The 21,579-nt window shown below is 32.6% G+C and carries 22 protein-coding genes and 2 pseudogenes; 14 read left to right on the top strand and 10 right to left on the bottom strand.

Going from position 1 to position 21,579, the window contains the following annotated elements; genetic code table 11:
* Positions 1-87 precede the first annotated feature (87 nt).
* From SD960_RS13680 to SD960_RS13665, 4 genes are all read left to right on the top strand, one after another.
* Positions 88-1,038: a D-2-hydroxyacid dehydrogenase gene (locus tag SD960_RS13680; RefSeq protein ID WP_318803940.1), complete on the top strand. Its 951-nt coding sequence runs from the start codon at positions 88-90 to the stop codon at positions 1,036-1,038.
* A 104-nt stretch (positions 1,039-1,142) separates the two neighbouring features.
* Complete coding sequence (locus SD960_RS13675; RefSeq protein ID WP_318803938.1) at positions 1,143-1,706, top strand: DUF937 domain-containing protein; 564 nt, start codon at positions 1,143-1,145, stop codon at positions 1,704-1,706.
* Between the two features lie 210 nt (positions 1,707-1,916).
* Positions 1,917-2,348 (top strand): DUF6146 family protein, encoded by a 432-nt coding sequence (locus SD960_RS13670; RefSeq protein WP_318803936.1) that lies wholly within the window; start codon positions 1,917-1,919, stop codon positions 2,346-2,348.
* Between the two features lie 32 nt (positions 2,349-2,380).
* Entirely contained in the window at positions 2,381-2,683 is a 303-nt protein-coding gene (locus SD960_RS13665) for a DUF6787 family protein (RefSeq protein WP_318803934.1), read from the top strand.
* On the opposite strand, the gene SD960_RS13660 is transcribed toward SD960_RS13665, so the two are convergent.
* Entirely contained in the window at positions 2,680-2,976 is a 297-nt protein-coding gene (locus SD960_RS13660; RefSeq protein ID WP_318803932.1) for a hypothetical protein, read from the bottom strand. The genes SD960_RS13665 and SD960_RS13660 overlap by 4 nt on opposite strands.
* 243 nt (positions 2,977-3,219) lie before the next feature.
* Here SD960_RS13660 and SD960_RS13655 point away from each other — a divergent pair.
* From SD960_RS13655 to SD960_RS13640, 4 genes and pseudogenes are all read left to right on the top strand, one after another.
* A pseudogene (locus SD960_RS13655) lies at positions 3,220-3,435 on the top strand (ATP-binding cassette domain-containing protein); the annotation flags it as partial.
* Positions 3,436-3,648: 213 nt separating this feature from the next.
* Positions 3,649-4,098, top strand: a pseudogene (locus SD960_RS13650) (ABC transporter ATP-binding protein); the annotation flags it as partial.
* A gap of 186 nt (positions 4,099-4,284) precedes the next feature.
* Positions 4,285-5,049, top strand: coding sequence for a TIGR02757 family protein (locus tag SD960_RS13645; protein ID WP_318803931.1), 765 nt, complete (start codon positions 4,285-4,287; stop codon positions 5,047-5,049).
* A 226-nt stretch (positions 5,050-5,275) separates the two neighbouring features.
* A complete protein-coding gene (locus SD960_RS13640; protein WP_318803930.1) occupies positions 5,276-6,628 on the top strand; it encodes a DEAD/DEAH box helicase in 1,353 nt (450 codons plus the stop codon).
* Between the two features lie 169 nt (positions 6,629-6,797).
* Here the strand turns inward: SD960_RS13640 and SD960_RS13635 are convergent, their stop codons facing one another.
* The gene (locus SD960_RS13635; protein ID WP_318803928.1) at positions 6,798-7,910 is read right to left on the bottom strand and encodes a lactonase family protein; all 1,113 of its coding nucleotides are present in this window, start codon (positions 7,908-7,910) and stop codon (positions 6,798-6,800) included.
* Positions 7,911-8,258: 348 nt separating this feature from the next.
* On the opposite strand from SD960_RS13635, the gene SD960_RS13630 reads away from it, so the two are divergent.
* The 4 genes from SD960_RS13630 (at position 8,259) to SD960_RS13615 (ending at position 12,795) form a co-directional block, all read left to right on the top strand.
* Positions 8,259-10,187, top strand: a complete 1,929-nt coding sequence (locus SD960_RS13630) for a BatA and WFA domain-containing protein (protein ID WP_318803927.1) — start codon at positions 8,259-8,261, stop codon at positions 10,185-10,187.
* Between the two features lie 131 nt (positions 10,188-10,318).
* A complete protein-coding gene (locus SD960_RS13625; RefSeq protein WP_318803925.1) occupies positions 10,319-11,575 on the top strand; it encodes a dihydroorotase in 1,257 nt (418 codons plus the stop codon).
* Positions 11,576-11,580: 5 nt separating this feature from the next.
* A complete protein-coding gene (locus SD960_RS13620; protein WP_302095365.1) occupies positions 11,581-11,907 on the top strand; it encodes a hypothetical protein in 327 nt (108 codons plus the stop codon).
* A gap of 243 nt (positions 11,908-12,150) precedes the next feature.
* Positions 12,151-12,795, top strand: a complete 645-nt coding sequence (locus tag SD960_RS13615) for an alpha/beta hydrolase (protein WP_318803923.1) — start codon at positions 12,151-12,153, stop codon at positions 12,793-12,795.
* Between the two features lie 79 nt (positions 12,796-12,874).
* Here SD960_RS13615 and SD960_RS13610 read toward each other — a convergent pair whose 3' ends face one another.
* The 3 genes from SD960_RS13610 to SD960_RS13600 are packed head-to-tail and all read right to left on the bottom strand — an operon-like array spanning position 12,875 to position 14,623.
* Positions 12,875-13,297, bottom strand: coding sequence for a hypothetical protein (locus SD960_RS13610; protein ID WP_318803922.1), 423 nt, complete (start codon positions 13,295-13,297; stop codon positions 12,875-12,877).
* 44 nt (positions 13,298-13,341) lie between these two features.
* The gene (locus SD960_RS13605; protein WP_042564119.1) at positions 13,342-13,845 is read right to left on the bottom strand and encodes a hypothetical protein; all 504 of its coding nucleotides are present in this window, start codon (positions 13,843-13,845) and stop codon (positions 13,342-13,344) included.
* A gap of 13 nt (positions 13,846-13,858) precedes the next feature.
* On the bottom strand, positions 13,859-14,623 hold the full coding sequence (locus tag SD960_RS13600) for an MBL fold metallo-hydrolase (RefSeq protein ID WP_318803921.1): 765 nt from the start codon (positions 14,621-14,623) through the stop codon (positions 13,859-13,861).
* Positions 14,624-14,714: 91 nt separating this feature from the next.
* Between SD960_RS13600 and SD960_RS13595 the strand changes: the two genes are divergently transcribed.
* On the top strand, positions 14,715-16,175 hold the full coding sequence (locus tag SD960_RS13595; protein ID WP_318803920.1) for a TonB-dependent receptor: 1,461 nt from the start codon (positions 14,715-14,717) through the stop codon (positions 16,173-16,175).
* A 287-nt stretch (positions 16,176-16,462) separates the two neighbouring features.
* Here SD960_RS13595 and bcp read toward each other — a convergent pair whose 3' ends face one another.
* Positions 16,463-16,915 carry a thioredoxin-dependent thiol peroxidase gene (gene bcp / locus SD960_RS13590; RefSeq protein WP_318803919.1) on the bottom strand — a complete coding sequence of 151 codons (453 nt, stop codon included), beginning with the start codon at positions 16,913-16,915 and terminating at the stop codon, positions 16,463-16,465.
* Between the two features lie 344 nt (positions 16,916-17,259).
* Between bcp and SD960_RS13585 the strand changes: the two genes are divergently transcribed.
* Positions 17,260-17,916 (top strand): endonuclease III, encoded by a 657-nt coding sequence (locus tag SD960_RS13585; protein WP_318803916.1) that lies wholly within the window; start codon positions 17,260-17,262, stop codon positions 17,914-17,916.
* Positions 17,917-18,030: 114 nt separating this feature from the next.
* Here SD960_RS13585 and SD960_RS13580 read toward each other — a convergent pair whose 3' ends face one another.
* The 4 genes from SD960_RS13580 to SD960_RS13565 form a co-directional block, all read right to left on the bottom strand.
* On the bottom strand, positions 18,031-19,095 hold the full coding sequence (locus tag SD960_RS13580) for a hypothetical protein (protein WP_318803915.1): 1,065 nt from the start codon (positions 19,093-19,095) through the stop codon (positions 18,031-18,033).
* 584 nt (positions 19,096-19,679) lie between these two features.
* On the bottom strand, positions 19,680-19,823 hold the full coding sequence (locus SD960_RS13575) for a hypothetical protein (protein WP_165587188.1): 144 nt from the start codon (positions 19,821-19,823) through the stop codon (positions 19,680-19,682).
* A 50-nt stretch (positions 19,824-19,873) separates the two neighbouring features.
* Positions 19,874-20,458 (bottom strand): RNA polymerase sigma factor, encoded by a 585-nt coding sequence (locus SD960_RS13570; protein ID WP_042564113.1) that lies wholly within the window; start codon positions 20,456-20,458, stop codon positions 19,874-19,876.
* A gap of 322 nt (positions 20,459-20,780) precedes the next feature.
* Positions 20,781-21,545: a glycoside hydrolase family 16 protein gene (locus SD960_RS13565; RefSeq protein WP_318803913.1), complete on the bottom strand. Its 765-nt coding sequence runs from the start codon at positions 21,543-21,545 to the stop codon at positions 20,781-20,783.
* Positions 21,546-21,579 lie beyond the last annotated feature (34 nt).

Genomic DNA, 21,579 nt, shown 5'->3' with positions numbered 1-21,579 from the left:
CTTAAAATATCAAAAAAGAAAAAATCATAATAATTGGTTCTTCGGTTAAACAATTAAACGATTAACCAAATAAACAAAATATACACAATGAAAGTATTAGCGAATGATGGAATTTCTAAAAGTGGAATTCTGGCTTTAGAAAAAGGTGGATTTGAAGTTATAACTACAAAAGTAGCTCAGGAACAAGTAGCTAATTTTGTTAATGAAAACAATGTAGACGTTGTTTTGGTTCGTAGTGCAACCAAAGTTCGTAAGGATATTATTGACGCTTGCCCGGGATTAAAAATTATTGGTCGTGGTGGTGTTGGTATGGATAATATCGATGTTGATTATGCAAAAAGTAAAGGAATTCACGTAATTAATACACCGGCTTCATCATCAGAATCTGTTGCTGAGCTTGTATTTGGACACTTATTTTCTGGTGTTCGTTTTTTACATGATTCAAACAGAAATATGCCTCTTGAAGGAGATTCAAACTTTGACGGTTTGAAAAAAGCTTACGCAAACGGAGTTGAGTTAAGAGGAAAAACTCTTGGAATTGTTGGAATTGGCCGTATTGGTCAGGCTACTGCAAAAATGGCGCTTGGTTTGGGTATGAAAGTTATCGCTGCAGATAGCTTTATTCCTAAAGTTGATATTAAAGTTGAGTTTTTTGATGGCCAGTCTATCACAACAACAATCGAATCTCAATCATTAGAATCATTGTTTAAAGAAGCTGATTTCATTACATTGCACGTTCCTGCCCAGGATGGTTACATCATTGGAGAAAAGGAATTAGCAATCATGAAAGATGGTGTTGGAATCGTTAACTGCGCTCGTGGTGGTGTTATTGATGAAGTAGCTTTAGTAAAAGCTTTAGATTCTGGAAAAGTTGCTTTTGCTGGTTTAGACGTTTTTGAAAGCGAACCAAAACCTGAGATGGCAATCTTAATGCACCCAAAAATTTCGTTGACTCCACACATTGGAGCTGCAACAGGAGAAGCACAAGACAGAATTGGAACTGAATTAGCCTCACAAATTATTTCTTTGTTGAGCTAATAATAAAATAAAAAGATTAACTTTAGAGGGATTTACTGCGTTTTTTGTAGTAAATCCCTTTCTTTTTAATTAATTTTGTTGTGTAATTTTAAACTTTAGATATCATGTTTGAACAATTAACGCAGTTAGTACAACAATATGGAGGTGATGCCATTGTAAAAAACAATGCAGTCCCAAATGAACACAACGAGGCCGTTGTAAATGAAACAAGTAATTCTATTTTTGCAGGATTGCAAAAAATTGCTTCAGAAGGTGGTGCAGAACAATTAGCCGGTCTGTTTAGTGGAAAATCATCAATTGACAGTTCTAATCCGATTGTTCAGCAAATTACGCAGCAATTATCAGGAAGTCTGGGTCAAAAATTTGGTTTGAGCAATGAAACTTCTTCCGGTGTTGCAGCAAGTATGATTCCACAAGTTTTAAATTCGTTGGTAAATAAAGCAAAAGACCCAAATGATAGTGGTTTTCAAATTTCGGATATCATCAGTGCAATTTCAGGAAACAGCGGTCAGGCTTCAGGCATCATGGATACTATTTCTAAATACGGAATGCAATTTGGCTTAGACCAAAACGCAGACGGAAAAGTTGATGTTGCCGATGTTTTGGTAGTAACACAAAGCAAAGGTGGAATTTCTGGATTTATTGGGCGACTTTTTAAGAGTAAATAGTTTTTTAAGATGCTAAGGTTCTAAGATCCTAAGATTTTATTCTATACTTATAAAAAAAATTAAAAGCTGTTTGCAATTGTGCAAATAGCTTTTTTTTTATGGAATTAAGATAAAAAACTTAGAATCTTAGAACCTTTCAAAAAAAAACTTAGAATCTTAGCATCTTAGAACCTTAGCAACTTTTTAAAAAAAATTTCGTAAATTTAAGGTATGAAAAACTGCATTTACATATTAATTGTTTTGTTTACGATTATTGCTTGCTCAACGTCTCAAAAGACGGCTGATAATGCAGTAAAGCAAAATGTTGCCGTAAATGATACTGTTAGAATTGCAAATGATTCTCTCGAATATGAAGTCATCATTATTGATGACGGATTTAGTACCTGGCTGGCTTCGAGAGCTTATCCCAGAAATTATCATTCCTTGTCGTATCTTGAAAACAAGAACAATTTGTATGTTACAGAATGGAATAATCGGGTTTTACAGCCACAACGCTACAATCCAGACTTGTATGAAATGAGTATTAATTATAACCCGACTATTAAGTACGGCTACGAAGTAAATTACCTAATTTACAACTACATGATTTATTTTCAAAATACTTATAAACAAAAGCTTTGGGGATATGTTCCATCAAGATAATGTTGTTATATTTGTAATCATTACTAATAAAAATGAATAAATTAAAGCAACGTTGGGGCATCACCTCAAATTTTCAATTGGTCATCATATTTATTGTTTTTGCCATCACCGGATCGGCATCTGCATGGTTGTCTAAACCTTTTTGTGTATGGTTAGGCATTACAAAAGAAGATTTTGGAGGTTGGTTTACTTTAATTCGCCTAATTATTATATTCCCAATTTATCAGGTTTTATTGGTTGCTATAGGAACTGTTTTTGGACAATTCCGTTTCTTTTGGGCTTTCGAAAAAAGAATGCTTAAAAGCATGGGATTAGGATTTATGTTTAAAGACTAAACATCTTCATTGGTCTTCTGAAAAAAATAAGTGTAAATCCACGTAATTGTAAATGATGGAATTATATCTGTAAACGGGATTATTTCTTCAACAAAAGTCAAAAAACCGGCAACCTTCCCTACTCTTCCTTTGTACATTCTGCTCATAATAAAAGCCGCAATTGGCGCCCAGATCACATCTGAGAATTCACCAAGTAACGGAATCGAAAACGAAATCATTCCGATACCATCAAAAAGAAGCCCTAAAAGAAGCTTTCTCATTCTTTCGTCATTCGTAACATTCAAATCCTGCATTTTATTTCATTTAGAGATTATTCGAATTTAAAAATAAATCATTAAAGTAAATTTATTTCTAATAGCTATTTTTTTTCGTAATTACCACTTCCTCAATTTTCAAGCCAAGGTTTTGAATTTTAGATTTTAGACTTCAGATTTTATATTACTGAGATTTGGAATTTGGAACTTCAATATTGGAATTTAATTTTAAGAATTTGATTCTAATCATAATCTTTGTTTCTTTGTAGAAACAGTTTCAAAATGATACACGCAAAAAACATACATAAATTCTACGATAAACTGGAAGTTTTAAAAGGAGTTGATTTACATATTAAAAAAGGAGAAATTGTTTCGATAGTGGGTGCTTCCGGTGCCGGAAAAACTACTTTATTGCAAATTTTAGGAACTTTAGATAAACCCGAACAAAATACAAATTCGTCATTAACCATTAACGGAGAAAATATTTTAACGCTTCAGGATGTTGAAAAAGACAATTCGAAAGAAGAAAAAACATTCAAAATTATTACCTGGACAGGAAGTATTTATGTGATTATTTTAGCCGTATTTTTATTGTTTTTCAGAGCTAAAATCTACGATGATATTTTGAGATTAGTAACGATTGGTGTTTTGTTATTACCTATCATTTCCATGATTATTTATTACACCAGATATTTCAAAAAGAAAAGCAAAAAAGACAAAACCTTATCCAATTTCAGAAATTTAAATCTTGGTTTTATCTTTCAGTTTCATCAATTGTTGCCAGAATTTACAGCTTTGGAAAATGTTTGTATTCCTGCATTTATGGCCAATAAATCAAAAGCAGAAGCAGAAAAAGAGGCCAAAAAACTCTTAGAATATTTAGGTTTATCACATCGAATAAATCACAAACCAAACGAACTTTCGGGCGGAGAACAACAGCGTGTGGCCGTTGCAAGAGCTTTAATCAACAAACCAGACGTCATTTTTGCCGATGAGCCTTCCGGAAATCTTGACACACAATCTGCTGAAAACTTGCATCAGTTATTTTTTCAGCTTCGTGACGAATTCGGGCAAACCTTTGTAATCGTAACCCACAACGAAGATTTAGCCAATATGGCCGACAGAAAATTAGTAATGGTCGACGGACAAATTAGTAATTAGGAAAGCAACACGAATTTCACTAATTGCCACTAATTAGTTTGTGAAATTAATTTCATAAACTAAGTTAACCATTGAAATTTGTGTAAATTAGTGAAATTCGTGTTTAACATTGATTTATAATACTTTGCCCGGCATGTAGCTCCCATCAGGCTAGGGCACCCGAATAAATAAGAACATTCATTTCACATGAACCAAAAAGAACTCAAAGAATTCCTTGACGAAAAAGTCATTCAATATAATAATCAGGATTTTATAGAAAGTGATCCAGTGCAGATTCCGCATTTATTTTCGCAGAAAGAAGATATTGAAATTGCCGGTTTTTTGAGCGCAACAATTGCTTGGGGAAACCGCAAAATGATCATCAAAAACTCACATCAAATGATGGAATTAATGGGCAATACGCCTTACGATTTCATTATGTCACATTCTGAAAATGATCTGGAGCGTTTAGAAAATTTTGTACATCGCACCTTCAACGGAAAAGATTTTAGCAGCTTTATAAAAGGTTTACAGCACATTTATAAAAATCACGGCGGACTTGAAACTGTTTTTGCCAAAAATCAGGAAAAAGACAGTTTACAGAAAAGCATCAGCGAATTCAAGAAAACATTCTTCGAAATCGATCATTTGCCAAGAACACAAAAACATATTTCAGATCCCTTAAATAATTCCGCAGCAAAAAGAATCAATATGTATTTGCGCTGGATGGTGCGTCAGGATACAAAGGGAGTCGATTTGGGAATTTGGAAAAGCATTTCGACAGCCGCATTATCTTGTCCGCTTGATGTACATTCCGGTAACGTAGCCCGCAAACTTGGCATTCTTTCGCGTAAGCAAAACGACGCAAAAGCATTGGCAGAACTTGATTTGCAACTTCGTAAAATGGACAGTAACGATCCGGTAAAATATGATTTTGCTTTGTTTGGTTTGGGCGTTTTTGAAGGGTTTTAAATATTAAACACGAATTTCACTAATTTGCACAAATTTCAATGGTTAACTTAGTTTGTGAAATTAATTTCACGAACGAATTAGTGGTAATTTGTGAAATTCGTGTTTAACATTGATTTCTAATATTTGCATTCTGATGGTAAGTTTCAATTGGGTACATCGCTATCAAAAACATAATTCTAACAAAAAACCACGAATTTAACGTACATTTGCACAAAATTTAATGTAAATGAGCACTTTCGAAAAATTCAATCTTCCAAAATCAGTACAAAAAGCAATCGACGAATTAGGATTTGTTACGCCAACTCCTATTCAGGAAAAATCCTTTTCTGTGATTATGTCAGGTCGCGATATGATGGGAATTGCGCAAACCGGAACCGGTAAAACATTTGCATATTTATTGCCTCTTTTAAAATTATACAAATTTACTCCAACCAATACGCCAAAAATCGTAATTCTGGTTCCAACCCGTGAATTGGTAGTTCAGGTTGTAGAGGAAATCGAGAAATTAACCAAATATATGTCGGTTAAAACGCTTGGTATTTTTGGTGGTGTAAACATTAATACACAAAAAAAAGCTGTTTACGAAGGTGTTGACATTTTAGTTGGAACTCCGGGTAGAATGATGGATTTAGCTCTTGATGCTGTAGTTCGTTTTGATGAAACTCAAAAATTAGTTATTGACGAGTTTGACGAAATGCTGAATTTAGGTTTCCGTACCCAATTGACAGCACTTTTGGCGATGATGAAAACCAAACGTCAGAACATTTTATTCTCTGCAACTATGACAGATGAAGTAGATGCCGTTTTAAATGACTTTTTTGATTTTCCGGAAGAAATTACACTTGCTTCTTCAGGAACTCCGCTTGAAAATATTACTCAGATTACTTATAATGTTCCTAATTTCAATACAAAAGTAAACCTGTTACAACATTTATTAGAAACGAATGAAAACATGGAACGTGTTTTGGTTTTCGTGAATAATAAAAAGATTTCAGACATGCTTCATACCCGAATTGAAGAACATTTTGAAGGACAATTTGGAGTAATTCACTCGAATAAATCTCAAAATTATCGTTTGAGCACAATGGCCGAATTCCAGGAAGGAAATCTTCGCGGATTAATTACAACTGATATTATGGCGAGAGGTTTGGATATTTCGAACATTTCACACGTTATTAACTTTGAAATTCCTGAATTGCCAGAGCTATACATGCACAGAATTGGTCGTACAGGTCGTGCTGATGCCACAGGAACAGCAATTAGTTTTATCACACCTCGTGAAGAAGAATTTAAGATAGAAATAGAAGTTTTAATGAATCAGGAACTTGAAATAGCCGAATTTCCTGAAGAAGTCGAAATTTCATCCAAATTAATCGAACCTGAAAAAGACAAACAGCCGATTAAGTTTTTAATGAAAAAAGTAAAATTGGATGGTGAAGGTGCTTTTCATGATAAAGCTAAAAAGAATAAAAAAGTAAATCTTGGCGGACCTTCAAAAACCAAAAAGAAAACTCACGGTTCTGTCAATCGAAATATGTTGAAAACCAGAGATAAGAAAAGAAAAGATAAAGACAAATAGTTTCCTTAAAGATGCTAAGGTTCTAAGTTGCTAAGATTCTAAGATTAAAAAAAAAGCTCAAAAGGTGATAAGAATTTATCTCACATCTTTTGGGCTTTTTTTAATTATAAACTTTTGTCTACATAAAAACTTTGAACCTTAGTAGCTTAGCATCTTAGAACCTTAAAAATTAAATCTTTGTAAATATCAATCCTACCGGCGAACACAATACGATCTTTTTTCCGGTATCTTTAAGTTTTCCAGTGATTTTATCTCTTTTAAAAATGATAATATCGTTTGTGTATTGATGTCCAACTAAAAGGTAACTTCCTGTAGGATCAATTGCAAAATCTCGTGGGCCTTTTCCTAAAGTGCTTTGTTGTTCTACCAATTCAATACTTCCGTTTTTAAGAATTTTATAAACCGAAATATTATTAGCGTCAACACGATCCGTTACGTACAAAAATTTTCCATCAGGTGAAATTTTTATTGCCGCTGCACCCGTTCCACCGGTAAAACCTTTTGCAAGAATACTAGTTTCTGCAATTAGTTTTAGATTTCCGGTTTTATCATAACTAAAAGTTGTCAAAGTACCATCCAATTCCTGAACCAGATAAACAAACTTTCCGTCTTTGCTAAATGTTAAATGCCTTGGTCCGCTTCCTGCTTTTACATCAACAGTTCCTTTTAGAGTCAGAATTTCATGTTTTGAAGCTGCATTGTATTTGTAAATAAAAACCTTATCCTGTCCTAAATCATTCGATATAACGAATTGTTTATCCGGAGAAAAAACTACCATATGCACGTGTGCTTTTTCCTGACGCGCTGCATTTGGTCCCTTTCCTTCGTGCTGAATTAATTGCTGCGCTTCTGTTATACTGCCATCGGCATTCTTCTTAAAAACAGCAATACTTCCGCCGGAATAATTAGCAATAATTACATTTTTATCATCATTAATTAAATGACAAGGATCTGCTCCTAATGAAGCATTTGTATTCAATAATTTAAGTTTACCGGTTTTTGAATCGTAACCAAATGCACTTACAGCGCTTTGAGTTCCGTTTTCGTTTACCGCATAAATAAATTTATTATTTGTCGAAACTGATAAATAGCTCGGGCTCACCACTTTTTCTGTAGAACTTTTTAATTTAAAATCTCCGGAATTAGCGTCGAAATCGTAAACGTAAATTCCTTTACTATCGCAAGTATTGGTATAGGTTCCTACCAATAAATTAAATTTGTTTTGTGCTTCCATAGTCGTAAAAGCTAAAGTTGAAAAAAGCAAAATATACAATCTTTTCATAGTTTTTTTATAGTTTTTTGAATTAGCTAAAATACTGAAAATTCTTATTACAGAGTTTCTTTTTTGTTACAAATGAATTTACAAAAGTTACATTTTAAAACTATGCTTTGTATTTTTTAAACCATATAAGTCATATAAGTTCATTTAATTTACTAAAAATGAAACTTTAATATTATCTCACAAATAGTTTATATGTTCTAAAAATGCTCAAAAGAAAAATTCACTTATAATATCTTACATTACTTATATGGTTTAAAAAAAATATCCCCATAAGATTTAACTAAAAATTTGTATTTTTGACCAGTATCTTCGCAAAAATAAAACGTAGCGAAGTAAATCAAACCGAGAATGCACTTTAAACAGCCCGAAATTCTATACTTTCTTTTTTTATTGATTGTTCCTATTTTGGTTCATTTGTTTCAATTACGACGTTTTAAAACCTCTTTTTTTACAAACGTCCGTTTCCTTAAAGAACTTGCCGTACAAACCCGAAAAAGTTCTAAAATCAAGAAAAGATTATTATTAGCGACACGTTTATTGTTACTAACCTGTGTAATTTTAGCTTTTGCACAGCCTTTTTTTGAAGCCAAAGACAGCAAAAATGCAACAAATGAAATGTACATTGTTTTAGACAATTCGTTTAGTATGCAGGCAAAAGGCAAAAAAGGGGAACTGTTAAAACGTGCTGTTCAGGAATTATTGGAAAACACGCCCGAAACTGCACAATTTTCGCTGTTAACCAACACCGAAAATTTTTGGAATACAGATATTAAAGCCTCTAAAAATTCTTTACAAAACTTAAAATACAGCGCAACTCCTTTTGAACTTTCGTCAATAATGGCGAAAATAAAAGCACATAAATCGGCGCATAAAAAAGATATTGTAATTATTACAGACGCTGTTGGTTTAGCTGAAAAAGATGTAAAGAATATTGATACCGAAGAAAAGCCGTATTTTATAATTCCGGGAGCCGAACAAAAAAACAACGTTTCGATTGACAGCGTTTTCATCAATCAGACTTTAGAGAATTTCTACGAAATCGGTATTAACTTATCTGCTTACGGCGAAGATTTTAAACCGATTTCGATGGCATTGTACAATCAGAAAAAATTGATAGCCAAAACGATAATTAATTTTGATTCGAAGAAAAAGAAAATCAATTTTACGATTCCAAAAGAAGCTTTTCATGGTTACGTAACCATTGAAGATAATGGACTGACTTACGATAACAAACTTTATTTTAGCATTTCGAAAAGTAAAAAAACAAATGTGATTAGCATTGGCGAACCTGAAAAAAGTAATTTCTTATCCAGAATTTATACTTCTGCCGAATTCAATTACAGCAATTATTCGATCAGCAGTTTAGATTATAATAGTTTAGAAAAACAAAACACTATTATTCTGAATGAATTAATTGAAGTACCTCAGGCTTTGCAAACCACTTTGAAAGCCTTTGTTTCAAAAGGCGGAAATTTGGTTGTGATTCCTTCTGAAAAAAGTTCCGTTTCGAATCTAAATTCTTTTTTAGCCAATTTTGGAAAAATTCAGTTTAAGAACCTTGAAAATAAAGATAAATTAATCACCAAAATTAACTTTGATCATCCCTTATTTTCAGGGGTTTTTGAAAATAAAATTACTAATTTTCAATATCCAAAAACAAGTAAATCATTTGATATTTCAAGTGCGTATCCCGCAGTTTTATCTTATGAAGATCAAAGCGTCTTTGTAACAATGATTCAGAATCCCGTTTCTGGAATTACAGTTTTTTCGGCACCAATAAATACCACAAATTCAAACTTTCAGCAATCGCCTTTAATAGTTCCGCTTTTTTACAAAATGGGACAAAACAATCAAAAAACAGGTGTAAATGCTTTAACTATTGGCAATAATCAGCCTTATTTTGTGGATGTATTATTGAGCAAAGATGCAATTTTAGAAGTAAGAGGAAATGATGATTCTTTTATTCCTATTCAGCAAATATTGAATAATAAAGTTAAACTAACATTCAATGACTTCCCTGAAACTGCGGGGAATTATAGCGTTTTTGATAAAAAAGAATCAGTCGAAAACCTGAGTTTTAATTATAAAAGAAGTGAAAGCGATTTAAATCAGGTAAATACAAACGTAGTTTCAGATTTTAAAACTGCCGATACCATTTCGACTATTTTTAACACGCTACAAACTGAGCGAACTGACAGCCAAATTTGGAAATGGTTTGTTATCTTTGCACTGTTATTTTTAGCATTAGAAATGGCGATCATCAAATTTGTAAAGTAAAACATAACGTTTTACTTTTTTTTGAACCATTAAGAGATTAAGATAATAAAGTTTTAGCACTTCTTAATCTAACTTAATTCCTTAATGGTAGAAATAAAAACATTTAATGTTTGAATAAAAAAAATCTACATATGAAAATAATCATCAGAAGCGCCAAAATTATAGATTCAGAAAGTCCGTTTCATAACCAGACTGTTGATCTTTTAATTTCAGATGGTTTAATTGAAAAAATAGGAACTTCGATTCTTGATATTGATGATTCAACCGAAGTGAAATTAGATAATCTGCATATTTCTCAAGGTTGGTTTGACAGTAGCGTTTCGTTTGGAGAACCCGGATATGAAGACAGAGAAACTATTGCAAACGGATTGAACGTTGCGGCAAAAAGTGGTTTTACGGCAATTGCTTTGCAGCCAAACTCCTTCCCTGTTATCGATAATCAATCTCAGGTGAATTTTGTAAAAAATAAAGCAAATGGTTTTGCTACAGAACTTTATCCAATTGGTGCTTTGACAAAAGCAAGCGAAGGAAAAGATATGGCAGAATTATTTGATATGAAAAAATCCGGAGCGATTGCTTTTGGAGATTATAATAAAAGTATTGATAATGCTAATTTGCTAAAAATCGCTTTGCAATATGTTCAGGATTTTGATGGTTTGGTAATCACTTATTCTCAAGATCCAAACATAAAAGGAAACGGAGTTGCGAATGAAGGAATTGTTTCTACGAAATTAGGTTTGAAAGGAATTCCGAATCTGGCCGAAGAACTGCAAATTTCGAGAAATTTATTTTTACTTGAATATACCGGAGGGAAACTTCATATTCCGACGATCTCTACAGTAAAATCTGTCGAATTAATTAAAGAAGCTAAAGCAAAAGGTTTACAGGTAACTTGTAGTGTCGCTGTACATCATTTGGTTCTTACCGATGAAAAATTAGAAGGTTTTGATACTCGCCTTAAAGTGACTCCTCCTTTGAGGACTGAAGCAGACAGAAAAGCACTTATCAATGCTGTTTTAGACGGAACTATCGATATCATTACTTCAGACCATAACCCGATTGATATTGAGTTCAAAAAAATGGAATTTGATACCGCTAAAAACGGAACAATCGGTTTAGAAAGTGCTTTTGGAGCTTTATTGACTGTTTTACCATTAGAAACTATAATCGAAAAATTGACTTTAGGAAAAGCTATTTTTGGTCTTGAAAATACTTCAATTACTGAAGGCTCAAAAGCTAATTTTACTTTCTTTAATCCGGAAGGAACATCAACTTTTACTAAAGAAAATATTCTTTCAAAATCTAAAAACTCTGCCTTTTTAGGAACTGAAATAAAAGGTTCTGTTTACGGAATTTTAAATCAAAACCAACTTGTTATCACAAAATAATTACAATGAATAATTCAATCGAAGAGGGAAAATCAATCGCAATTACCAGTTATATCTTAATTATCGGGGTTTTAATTGCCATGTCTATGAACTCTGAAAATAAAAATAGTTTTGCTTCTTTTCATATTCGTCAGGCTTTAGGACTATCGCTTACGTTTATTTCTTTTGGAGCTATAATCAGTAATTTTGACAGCTTTTTTATCACTTTCCCTATGTGGATTTGTATTTCAATATTATGGACTTACGGAATTTTTAGCGCTATACAAGGTCAGATGAGACCGATTCCTTTAGTTGGAAATATATTTCAAAAATGGTTTAAATCTATTGGGTAAAAGTTAAATTCCAAAATTTAAATGTTAATTCCAAAAGAAATCTGTTAAAATCAGCATTTCGCTTTAGCGAATCTGTTTTATCAGCATATTAAATTTGAACGCGGATGACGCGGATTTGCAAGCAAAAACGCAGATAAAAACTGATTTTATTTATACTACATTAGCTTTATCAAAGTTTAAAACTTCGACAAAGTTTAACTTCAGCTGAAACTCAAAACTTATAATTCATAACTTCCAAAGAAAATGAATCTATCTTTAGAATATAAAATACAAGAACCGAAAGTAATTTTAGATAAAAATCCTGTTTTACTTTTATTACACGGATATGGCAGCAACGAAGCTGATTTGTTTTCGTTTGCTACAGAACTTCCTGATAATTATTATATTATTTCGGCCAGAGCACCTTATGATTTACAATACGGAGCTTACGCCTGGTACGCTATTAATTTTGATGCCGATCAGAATAAATTTTCGGATAATGAGCAAGCTAAAACTTCTCGTGATGTAATCGCAAAATTTATTGATGAATTGGTTGCGAATTATCCAATTGATGCTAATAATATAACTTTGGTTGGTTTTAGCCAAGGTTCGATTTTGAGCTATTCTGTTGCACTTTCTTATCCTGAAAAAGTACAGCGCGTTGTAGCAATGAGCGGTTATTTTAACAATGAAATCATCAAAGAAGGTTTTGAAAATAATGACTTCAAAAACCTTAAAATATTTGCCTCACACGGAACTGTAGATCAGGTTATCCCGATTGACTGGGCTAGAAAAACACCTGCTATTCTTGAGAAATTAAATATTCCGGTTACTTATAAAGAATATCCTGTTGGTCATGGAGTTGCTCCGCAAAACTTTTTTGATTTTAAGAATTGGCTGGCTGAGTAGTATTCAGCTACAGTCGCAGTATTCAGTTTTACAGTCGCAGTTTAGAACTGAAAACTGAATACTGAGACTGTAAACTTTATTATTGTCCTGTATAAATTATCTTTCCAGCTTTTTTCAAAACATAACCTTTCCAGGGAATTAATTGTAAATCACCATTTACCCACGAATCCCCTTCTGATTTTCTTTCTAAAACAATCGATTCTTTTTGAGTGTCTAAGAAAAGTTCAGCTTTGTTGCCTTCGAAAACTACGTAGGCAGCCGTTGTGTATGTTTTTCCGCTTTCTTCGGCGTGAGATAATTTTGTGCCTTCAAAAGTTCGGATACATTTGTTTTTAACAATAGACCAGGTGTAGCCTGCAGAAGCTTTGCAACCGTGACTGTCAACATCACCCCCAACTATCACTTTTTCTGATTTTGCTTCTGTCTTATTTTCCTGAGATACTTTTTTGGCACAAGAAAATGAAAGAACAATTATAACTGAAAATAAAAATACTTTTTTCATTTTTCCTATTTATTGATTAAACACAAAAATAAGAAAAATCTTTCTTATTTTTGATATAAAAGTGATTGATTTGTTTCGAATGAAATGCTTTCGTCATCGTTAACAAAGTATTTCAATAAAGCTTCTCCCCATAATTCTCCGTTGCTAAAATCAACGATAATCCATCTGTGATTTAAGATTTTCACTTTATTGATGATAAATTTCTTGCCATCAATCATATCTTGTCCTGTATAAGGATTTCCTTTTGGATTGGAATTTAGGTCTAATAATTTTTCGGTTACAATTGGAATCAATTTTTCATATAAAATAACTTTTCCGCCAGAAGCACTATTGTCAAAATAATTTTGCGCATTTTCATTATGAGACAGGGAAAAATAATCTGCTTCGGCTAATTGACCTGAAACCAAATTGATACTGTCTCTAAGCTTTTTTGTAGTTTTTTCATATCTTTCTTCACCAAATTTTACTTCACGGCTGTAAAACATGTAAGTAAAAATATTCATTAATATCGCAAGGATAAAAAGGTAAAGCATTAAGGATTTTTTCATTTTGTAGGTATAATTAAATTGTAATTTCTAAATTGTCGTAAGCCAGGAAAACGTTTTTAGGCAATTGTTTTTGTACTTCTTCGTGAAATCCTAAAACGTGGCTAATATGCGTTAAATAAGCAACTTCTGGTTTAACCAGATTGATAAAATCAAGTGCTTCCTGTAAATTAAAGTGGGTATCATGAGGTTCTACACGCAAGGCATTTACGACCAAAACTTTTAAATTCTGTAGTTTTTTAACTTCCGTTTCTGCAACGGTTTTCACATCGGTTAAATAAGCAAAATCATCAATTCGGTAGCCAAAAACCTGTAATTCGCCGTGCATTACATTTACGGGAATTGCCATTTTATTACCAACAGCAAAAGGTTGATCATTAACAACTTCGATTGTTTTTACGCTTGGCGCACCGGGATATTTATTTACGGTTTCGAAAACATAATCGAAACGGCGTTTTAGATTATCAATTACACGTTGATGGGCGTAAACCGGAATTTCGCCTTGTCTAAAATTAAACGGGCGAATATCATCCAAACCTGCCGTGTGATCTGCGTGTTCGTGTGTAAATAAAATCGCATCGATATGCCTACAGCCACAAGAAAGCATTTGCTGCCTGAAATCAGGTCCGCAATCTATGACATATGAATGATCATCCCACGTAATCCAGATGGATACGCGGAGCCTTTTATCCTTAGCATCAGTGCTTTTACAAACAGGATGATCGATTCCAATAATTGGAATACCTTGAGAAGTACCAGTACCTAAAAAATAGATCTTCAATTGAACTTGTTTTTTTTACAAAAATAGGGATTATTTCTCTTTCATTAGAAGCCTAATTTGCTAACTTTGTAACAAATCTATTTAAAATAAAATGGGTACAGAAATAAAACTCAAAGGTGACAAGGTCATCGAACAGATTCCTTCTATAAAAGACAAAGCGTTACGCATTAATTTAAACGAGAATATTTACGGGACATTTGCTGAAATTGGCGCTGGACAAGAAACGGTTAGGCATTTTTTCAGATCCGGAGGTTCATCGGGAACTATTGCAAAAGCAATGTCTGCCTATGATAAAGATTTTAGTGATGCCGTTTACGGTATTGAAGGCGACGGCCGCTACGTGACAGAAAACCGACTTAAAAAAATGTTGACCTTTGAAGGTGAACTAATTGAAGAACGTTTGAGCCGCGAAAAACACCCTAATAAACTTTTCTTTAGTTACGCCAATACGGTTGCCACAATAGATTTTGCCAAACAATTTAAAGGTCATGGCTGGGTTGGAATTCGATACCAAATTGAACCAGACGAAGCTTATAATGAAATTATTCTGCACATTCGTTTTAAGGAAACTGACGCAAGACTTCAACAAGAAACACTTGGAATTTTAGGTGTAAACTTAATTTACGGTGCTTTTTACAAATACAATGATCCGAAACGATTACTTCGCTATTTATACGATCACTTAGATAAAGACCAACTTGAAATAGATACTATTAACTTCTCAGGACCACGTTTTGCCGATGTTGATAACCGTTTGATGAGTTTACAGCTTGTTAAAAACGGAATGACGGATGCGGTAATGTTTAACCCTGAAGGGAAAAATATTCTTCCGGCTGCGATTTTATACAAAAAGAACTTACTTGCCTTAAGAGGAAGTTTTCGTCCGGTTACGAAAGTAAATATGGATATGTATGAGAAATCATTAAATATGTTTCTCGAAGAAAATAAGGTTGAAAAGGAAAACACTTTAGTGGTTTTCGAAATTACACTTTCCAATTTACGCTCTGATGGTGAAATTGACGAGCGCGATTTTATGGACAGAGCTGAATTGCTTTGTTCGCTTGGTCAAACCGTTATGATTTCGAATTTTCAGGAATATTATAAAGTGGTTGAGTATTTTGCTAATTATACCAAAGCGAGAATGGGATTGGCAATGGGAGTTAACAATCTTGTTGATATTTTTGATGAGAAATATTATCGTCATTTAAGTGGTGGAATTCTGGAAGCTTTCGGAAAATTATTTTACCGCGATATGAAAGTTTTCTTATACCCAATGCTGGATGAAAATGGTGTATTGATGAATTCTAGCAATTTAAAAGTACATCCAAGAATGAAAGAATTGTACAAATTCTTTAAATTCAACGGAAAAGTAGTGGATATCGCTAATTATGACCCAAACAATCTGGAGGTTTTCTCTCGCGAAGTTTTAAAAATGATCAATCAGGGAAAAACAGGCTGGGAACATATGCTTCCTGCTGGTATTCCGGAAATTATAAAAGAGCACCACCTTTTTGGATACCATCCGGAAAAGGAACTGGAACAAAACGCTTAAAAAAAATCCCCGAAAAGAAATTTTCGGGGATTTTTTTTAGTTTTCAGTCTCAGTCTCAGTTTTCAATTACTATATCGCAATCTTTTCATTTAGAACGCAGATGACGCGGATTCGTGTTGCAAAAACGCAGATTAACGCGGATTTTGTCTTTACGAGGAACGAAGCAATCTCACTTGTTAAATCAAAATTTGTGCCCTATTTGTTAGTGCGGTTGCTTCGTTCCTCGCAATGACAGAATGTGCGTATTGCTCGAAAATTGAAACTTGAAACTTTGAAACTTTTTTTTCCTACTTCAAAATCTGCGCTGCGTGTTCTTTTGTTTTTACTTGTGAAATTACCTCATCGATAATTCCTTTTTCATCGATTACGAAAGTCGTTCTATGGATTCCGTCGTATTCTTTTCCCATAAACTTTTTTGGTCCCCAAACGCCAAATGCATTGATTACAGACTTGTCTTCATCGGCTAGTAATGGAAAAGGAAATTCGTATTTGTCTTTGAATTTTAATTGTGCTTTTGCACTGTCGGCGCTAACTCCAAGAAGCTCGTAATTATTGGCTTTAAAACGCTCAAAATTATCTCTTAAATCACAGGCTTCTGCGGTACAACCAGGTGTACTTGCTTTTGGATAAAAGAAAACTACTAACTTTTTTCCGGCATAATCTGCCAGTTTATGTGTTTTTCCGTCCTGATCTGTTCCTGAGAAATCTGGTGCTTTATCGCCGGCTTTTAATGTTGTCATATGTTTTATTTTAGATTTTAGATTTTAGATTTTAGATTTTAGATTTTAGATTTTAGATTTTAGATTTTAGATTTTTGGATTGCGCATAAAAATTACATTCATAACTCTTAACCTAAAACTCATAACTTATAATTTATAACTCATAATTCATAACTTTTTTGCCCCAGATTGAAGTGAAAACCCCGGAATTGTGAAAGTTTACATTTTTTGCATTAAGAAAGCGACCGGAGGAAGCTCTTGTTAATGCTTAAAAATGTTACTTTGACAATGAGGAGTTGTAACGGAAAGCTGGATTAGGCACATCATGAAAATTATGCTATTTTTACATCAATAAAAATACGGAAATGAATAAAGAAGCCCGCGTACAATTTGTTATAAATACGTTAAAAGAACTCTACCCTACTATACCTATTCCACTAGATCATAAAGATCCTTATACATTATTAATCGCGGTTTTGCTTTCGGCTCAATGTACTGATGTGCGTGTAAATCAGATTACGCCTTTGCTTTTTGCCAAGGCTGATAATCCGTATGATATGGTGAAAATGTCGGTGGAGGAAATTAAGGAAATTATTCGTCCGTGTGGATTATCGCCAATGAAATCGAGAGGAATTCATGGTTTATCTGAGATTTTGATTGACAAATATAATGGTGAGGTTCCACAAAGTTTTGAAGCACTGGAATCTTTGCCGGCTGTCGGGCATAAAACGGCAAGTGTGGTAATGTCTCAGGCTTTTGGAGTTCCGGCTTTTCCGGTTGATACGCACATTCACAGATTAATGTACAGATGGAATCTTTCGAATGGAAAAAACGTGGTTCAGACTGAAAAAGATGCGAAACGATTATTTCCTAAAGAAACATGGAATGATTTGCACTTGCAAATTATTTGGTACGGACGTGAATATTCGCCTGCAAGAGGCTGGAGTTTGGAGAAAGATATTATAACAAGAACAATTGGCAAAAAATCGATAATAGAAGAAGCTCTTAAAAAGAAAATCTAAAAAGTGATATGTTTATTATAACACGAATTTCACGAATTGGCACAAATCTAAATTGCGAAACTAATTTCACAAACTAGTAATTAGTGCCAATTCGTGAAATTCGTGTTTGTCTATTTATTGACTGCTTTTCAATGCATTGTATTCTGCTGTCATATCCAATGATCTGTAAATTCCTAAAAGTGATTTGAAAGCATCTTCGTTTTTTGGTTCGATAACTAGTGCTTTTTTCAGATATGGAATGGCGCTTTTTACAATTTCGTCTTTTTGAGCATCTAGTTTATCGTATTCTTTCATCTCCTGCGGACTATTGCCAAGCAGAGCCATCTGATCTACCAATACTCTTTTTAATTGTATTTTGACATAAGCAAGATTGATATAACAGTCTATACAATTTTGATTTAACTGTATTCCTTCGTCATAATATTTTTCGGCATTGATATAATCTTTTGTTTCCATATAAGAAAATGCCAATGAGTTTAAAATTTCTTCCTTTTTAGAAGGTGGCCAGACATCTCTTGGCTTTTCATAAAGACCAGCAGCAATATTTGATTCTCTGGCACTTCTTGAAATAAAAGATTCTTCTGTTTTTGTTTTTTTATTGGTAGCGTAAAACATGATCCCTTTTCCGCTATAATTTATTTTCTTTAGTTTTTCATAATATTTAATTGCAGAAGAATAATCTTTGCCTGCTAACGAAGCCGAAGCTGCATTAAGTAAGTTTAGTGTATCTTTTTTATCAAACTGGTAAACTTCGTAACTTTTATCTGCGCTTTCTTTGTATTTTCCTGCTTTAAAATCATTGTATGCTCCATCTACAAGTTTAGACTTCATTTCTTTTAAAGCTAAATTGGCTTTAAAAGCGTATTTGTAATTGCGGGAATCATTTTCATACAAAAGCACATCCTGATACGCACCAGAAGCTATTGCAAAATTTGCTGCAGCATCTATGTTTTTGGTTGCCAAATCCTTATAAACATTTCCTTTTGTAAAAAAGAAATCGGATTTTACCTCATCTGGTGCATTTATTACTAAGTATTCTACTTTTTTTAAAATCGCACAAGCTTCTTCAGGTTTTCCTTTATCAAAATAAGACTGGGCTTCTTTAATTTCCTCTTTTTGAGCAAATGCTGCGTAGTTTATCAATAGTAAAATTGATAGTATTTTTAGTTTCTTTTTCATTTCATTTTAGTTTGGTTGTTAAATAGATATGAACGACTATTGTGGTTATTTATAGTCGCTTTTGGGACAAGTAGCACTTATAAGTGTTAGTATGCAAAAAAATCTTTTTGCTTAACAATAACATTAAGATGCACAACAAATAAAATGAAACAGAGTAGTGTAATTTTTCTTCATAAATTATTGGTTATTGGTTAAACATTTCTTCTTCTGATATTTAGCTTAATTTTGAATATTTTTTACTGTTCAAAGTTTTTTAATACGAAAAACTCTTCAATAAAGTGATTTACTTGAATAAAAAAAAACTTTTTAACTAAAATAAAACAAATATTGAATAAATCAATAAAAATAACATAAAATATCAAACTTTAACAAACTAATGCAATAAATCAAGAATAGATCCTGAAAATTATTTTATTAAAAGTTAGAAAACACTACGATAACAATCGCGAAAAAAAGAGACTTAAATTATGGTCAAAAAAAAAAAAACTCACTATCTGTATTTATATACAAATAGTGAGCTTTCAACCAAAACGACCATTTGGTTTTTCTTTCGAAATAAACATCCGACCAAAGCAGTGGGCTGTTTAATTAGCTATAATCTCAAAACTTTTATCTTCAATTTTCACAACTGTTAGCGCTTGTGAATAGTTTAATAAAAAAGAAACTACTTCTTTTTTTGGTTTTAAGTTTTTAGAAGCTAATGCTTTTTTAGAGTAAATTTTCGCCATACTATGATTAATGTTATTTAAAGTATAACGGGCTAATTTACAAAATAGTATTAGTTGGTTAAAATAATTTGATGTTTATCAATTATTTTTCTTAAATTCATTAGAGCATAACGCATTCTTCCTAACGCAGTATTGATACTTACACCTGTAAGTTCTGAAATTTCTTTGAAACTCATATCCTGATACATACGCATTACAAGAACTTCTTTTTGATCTTCAGGAAGCTCTTCAATTATCTTTTTGAGATCTACTTCAACCTGATCAAAAATCATTTTATTTTCGATGGTCAAGGAGTCATCAGACATAATTGAAAAAATAGAAAACTCTTCTGTTTCTCTATACATTGGCATTTTTTTGGTCTTGCGGAAATGATCTACAATTAAATTGTGAGAAATTCGCATAACCCAAGGCAAAAATTTACCTTCTTCATTATATGAATTGGATTTTAAAGTTTTAATAACTTTAATAAATGTATCCTGAAAAATATCATTTGAAATATCTCTATCAGCTATCTTAGAATATATAAATCCATATATCTTAGACTCATGCCTTTTTATCAATGTCGCAAGGGCATTTTCATTGCCTTCGACATAGTTTTTTACTAATAGAGCGTCTGGAATATGCAGATCAGCCATAATACTACTTTTTTAGTTTTTGATTAAAATTTGGAGTAATTTTTCTAAAAAGTAATTTTATGTAATAGGCCTATCTTGAGTTATGTTAATATTGAGTCCAAATTTAACAAATATTTTTTTTAAAAAGCAAATGAATGGAGTAATAATTAATAATAAAATTACAAATAAGATACATTAAAATTAAACTTTGCCATGAAAGTGCTTAATAATATGAAAGAATTAGAATGTTTTAACAAATTAAAAAAAGAGGCGTAAATAATTTAAATATCTTATTTTAAACAACTTACACCTATTTTTTAGTAGTATTATTAGTATTTATTTTTTATTGATAGACACGAACATAGTCTATATAATACTTTTGTGGTAATATAGAATCGTCTACATCTGGTCCTCCAAAATTACCTCCGATAGCCAAATTTACAATTATATAAAATGGTTTATCAAAAGGCCATGTATCTTCATTTTTAATTTCGGGATTGAAGGTATAAACCAAAGTGGTATCAACAAAAAAATCAATCTTTTCTTTTGTCCATTCAATAGCATAAACATGATATCCTTCTTCGATAGTTGGAAATTCAGTTCTTTTTGTGTTGATTGTGTTTCCGTGGCTATCTTGTGTATGCAATGTAGTATATACCATGTGCGGATCACGGCCAATATATTCTAATATGTCTATTTCGCCTGTTTTAGGCCATTTTACGGAATCAATATTAGCACCCAGCATCCAGAATGCCGGCCATAAACCATGACCAACCGGCAATTTTGCTCTTGCTTCGATACGACCGTACAAAAACTCTTTTTTGCCTTTGGTGGTGATTTTTGTAGAAGTATATTTTTCTCCTTCTTTTCTGGCTTCGATAATTAAATTACCGTCCTTGATCTCATGATTGGTTTTGGTATAAATTTGCCTTTCATTGTTTCCATAACCGCATAAATTTGGGCAGCCATCTCCGAGTTCAAAATTCCAGAAGGACTCGTTTATTTTCTTTTTACTGAAATTTTCTTCCCATATTAGTTTTCTCTCTGTCTTTTGTGCAAAGCAAAAACTAACCGTTAAGAACATCATTAGTACAAGTATTTTTTTCATCGTATAGTTTTAAATTTTAAAATAAGAAGGCCAG

It is taken from the genome of Flavobacterium sp. MMLR14_040 (assembly GCF_033657265.1).
Classification (GTDB): Bacteria; Bacteroidota; Bacteroidia; order Flavobacteriales; family Flavobacteriaceae; genus Flavobacterium.
This window is presented reverse-complemented; position numbering and strand designations above follow the sequence as displayed.